The organism is Pseudaeromonas pectinilytica (assembly GCF_054780855.1).
Genome location: NZ_BAAGVN010000263.1, coordinates 1 through 3,829 on the forward strand (window position 1 = coordinate 1; position 3,829 = coordinate 3,829).

Annotated in this window: 4 protein-coding genes; all 4 read right to left on the reverse strand. The window is 50.0% G+C overall.

Annotated features, from left to right (window positions below; genetic code table 11):
* Positions 1-50 precede the first annotated feature (50 nt).
* The gene (locus ACYVG7_RS10925) at positions 51-632 is read right to left on the reverse strand and encodes a ubiquitin-activating E1 family protein (RefSeq protein ID WP_460883138.1); all 582 of its coding nucleotides are present in this window, start codon (positions 630-632) and stop codon (positions 51-53) included.
* 128 nt (positions 633-760) lie between these two features.
* Positions 761-1,468 carry a hypothetical protein gene (locus tag ACYVG7_RS10930; protein ID WP_460883139.1) on the reverse strand — a complete coding sequence of 236 codons (708 nt, stop codon included), beginning with the start codon at positions 1,466-1,468 and terminating at the stop codon, positions 761-763.
* Positions 1,469-1,471: 3 nt separating this feature from the next.
* Positions 1,472-2,869 carry a hypothetical protein gene (locus tag ACYVG7_RS10935; protein WP_460883140.1) on the reverse strand — a complete coding sequence of 466 codons (1,398 nt, stop codon included), beginning with the start codon at positions 2,867-2,869 and terminating at the stop codon, positions 1,472-1,474.
* 645 nt (positions 2,870-3,514) lie between these two features.
* Positions 3,515-3,829 (reverse strand): PRTRC system protein C (locus ACYVG7_RS10940; protein ID WP_460883141.1); only part of this gene is annotated, 315 nt, incomplete at its 5' end.

Here is a 3,829-nt window from a genome sequence, read left to right on the forward strand (position 1 = left end):
AAAAGAAAGACGCTATAAACGCGGGCAGAAAAAAAGTGATCGGCATGATGTTATTGGCTGATCGACATGATGTTATTAGCCAGCATGTTCCACATCAACTGGCCCACAATACGAGCTGCCGTAGCGTTCACCCCAAAATCTTGCCTTGCTAACGCCTCCTCACTGCTGCAGCTTTTCCTTTCATCATCCGGCATCACGGCATACTGAGCACCAAACAAGTCATAGGCATTGGGCAGGTCTTTAGCCCCGAAAACTACCTGACCATTCGTATGATCATTACCGGCATCAATCCATACGCAATTATCGACATTTCGTTTTGCCAGCATGCGACCAAAAGCAACGCGCAGACTCGGTTTATCGACAGCGGTGATATAGATCCGAGGCAAATCGCGGTCGTTATACCGGTGGTGTGTTTCAGGTACAAAATCCCCGCTAGCTTGCCAATCAAAGCCGTTGTATAGGCGCTCTGCGGTGATTAATGCCTCTGCCTTGCTTACCCCTAGGTCAGACACTCGGAACCGCTGGCGGCCTAGATTAGCCTCACGAACTACCGAACCATCCCAAGCGGTGACTTTCAGGCCAGGATGCCCAATTCGGAAGAGTAGTTCATGCAACATCGATAGCTCTGCCATGACAAAGCTACCTGTACCGCCACATCCAATCAGGTGAACCTAAACCTGATTGGTTAGAAACGATAAAGGGGTCGTCCACTTCATAGAAAATCTCCAACTAGCCGTGATGCTGGTTATTGTCGCAGGGATTACGCAGATGCAAGCCAGTTTCCCAATAAGCCGATCTTGGTGAGGTCGCGCTTGGTGATTGATGGAGGGGTCTTTGGTCTGGCCTTGGCCTTGCGGTTCCAGTAGCTCGTTGGCGTTTCACCACCTTTTATGGCCTGAGAATTATTGGAGTGGGTTTTCACGGCGTCATACACGCATGACTCTATATAGGCCATCGTTGATATGGAGATTTCCCGAGGTAGCGTTGCGTTGCCAAGGCAGAACCCGCCACCATGGTAGGCGTTAGGCATAGGCAGATTGTAGACCGGTGAGTTGGCATCTGGCCGTTCATCACTGCCAAGCGCGACACAGCGAAATTGCTTACTCAGCTTACTCACGGCGAACACCATTGCTGGCCACTTGATTTTGAAACCGCATCGCTCCCCGTTAGTCACATGCCAAAACGGGGCAATCCGTGATGGTTGGTACCAAACCAATTTATCATTTGAATTCACCAGAACATTCGCAGGGAGCAGTTCACTCTTTGGCTTTACCCCTCGCCCCTCGAGAACGGATAAAACCAGTTCCAGCAGATCCTCTGGCGCAACGACCGTGCCGACTTGCAAGCGCCCATCAGCTATATCGTGTCGAGCGACTGAGGTGAGGTTATCCCCAAGGCCGGAAAACACTAAAGCCAGCTTTGGCGCTGCTACAGCGATAGCGTTAGGATCTTGTTTTACTGGTGTCATGCCTTACCCCTTTCGCGCATTAGAAACAGCAGCAATGGCTGCAATGATAGGAATGGATCGCTGCCATCCCTCGATTGCAGCTAAGGTAGCATCATTCAAATTGATGCAAGTCGATACGCACTCAATCTCACCACTCATTAAGCTCTCATGGTGGTAGTCGTAGTTATCCGTCAAAAAACTCAATCCTTCAATGGACATAGGTTCAACAACAACACGAAGATCGATGTGCAGATCGGATTCCCCGATAGAGTTAAATACTTCGCCCCCCTGGGAGGACAGTGCAGCAGTTTCTTGCACATACGGGGCTGAACGGGAAAGCCAGTCGGAGAAATATGTACTGTCACTAGACAACACCTCAAATTTCCCCGTCTTGCAGACATAGGAATAATCACGGCCAGACTTCGACAGCAGATCGTCAAAGTGACCAAACTTGGCCAGCGCCAGCACATTGGCCACCGCTGACCAGAATTCGATACCTGTGTTCTCGGAGATTCCCATTGCGTCCGAAATCATTGTCTCCACAGCTTCGGTAGACCCTGCAGCCTCTAGCAACAAGGCGTATAGCTCAGGGTAGGAATCTTGGAAGTCCGGACTAAGTACATCGCTGTCATCAACCTCACCCTCTAGCTCTTCTTGGTTATCGCCAATCAACTCCATCAGTCTGTCCACCTGAGACAGAGCTACGGTTTCGGGCAACTTGAATGAAACATCACCCATCCACCAAGTAAAAAACTGGTTCTTGTTCCAAACAAAAGAGCTACAGAGGCCAATCGGTGATAGTCGATCAATCAGCACAGAGGCACAGGCCGCCGCCTCGACTTCACTTTCATTGAAGCCGAGCGAACATACGCAAAGACTTGGATTATCGAACATTCTGAATTTCAGGATATGGCTTTCCTGTCCGAAGTATGCCGAGTTTAAGTCCCGAATCATGCCAATGTTGAAGTTTTGAGATTGGCTTAGGTCATCCAGAAAGCCAATGAAATCTGCGATAAGCTCAGGGTTATCCATCCCCTTCAGAGTCGAGAGCATTTGTTCCTTAGCTGACTGCTGGGCCTTCTGGCCGAACTCAGCCAGGAACGCCGCAATCTCATACCCAAGCCGCTCGAACATACCGAATACCTCCGACTTGGGGGCGACCATCATTCGATTGATGGTGTCCATGCCAATCCCATGTTTGTGCGCGAACCGGACGGTGTTGGCAATCATGGCGCTATATTGGATGGTGTCGGTGCTATACCCTGCATCAGCCATATCTGAAATTGAGACTGACAATCCAGCCGCACTGGATGTGGCTGGTAGGATCTGCCGTTGGTGTGTCAGCGAGGCGGGATCACGCAGTCGAACTGAGAAACCGGCAAGACGCGAAGCCTGTTCAGATTCCGGTAGATTGTTGACCATTGTGCATGCCCTCCTTGTGTGCTCTCTGTTTTTCCGCCTTCATCGGTGACGGTTGCCCCTGCGGTATCTGCAGCCAATTGGGCCAACCAATGCTCTATCTCTTCTTGGTTGTCGCTCATGGGTTAAACCTTGTTTGTTTGCCTGAGAAGCCATGATCGCTCAACTCTGGCCAATGCAACCCCAGGGTTAGGCAGGAGCAGAATTAACAGTGTTAATTGGGGGGGGTGGGGAATATTCAGAGGAATTAACACTGTTAATTTTGTAGGGTGAAGTCGAAAGGGAGTCCTGCGGGGTGGGGGTTCGGAACAATACAGTTTGTACACTGACGATAATGTTTGTACACAATCGGGCTTTGGGAACAATAAAGTTTGTACATAAGTGAGATATAGCCGCCACCATCACCTTACTATCAGCAGGTTGTGATTGCTGTTGTGGCCGCCTTGATGCCTCAGAATAATGGACAACAGAGAACACTAGGCACTATCAATCCATAGCAATTAACAGTGTTAATTTTGCATTTCGACTGGTGTCTGCAGGATTTCACGCGATGAAATTAACAGTGTTAATTTTGTAGATGGTGCATGGGGATAGGGGGGGGGCGGGAGAGGAATTAACAGTGTTAATTCCCCTCAAGGAGTGACGCAATCAGCCGTTGGTCTTTACCGGTGGGATAAGAAACTCGTATTCCAACGTGTCGCCAACAACCTTGGCATCACTGTCGTACAGTTGAGTCCATCTGACCTGCGGATAGGTGGCGCTCAAAATCTGTTGAACCATCGACAGTGGTAGGGTCGGGGCCGGATCTTGAATAATTGCACTTCCAATCTTGAAGGTTCTGCGCAGCACCGCTACCAATGAATTTTGTTGTCCTGACATACCCACCTTTTTTGACGAAAGGGGGCTCCCACCGACGTAGGTGGGAGGGGAATTTCGTCGGGGCGTCAGCCCCGCTGGTTTTGA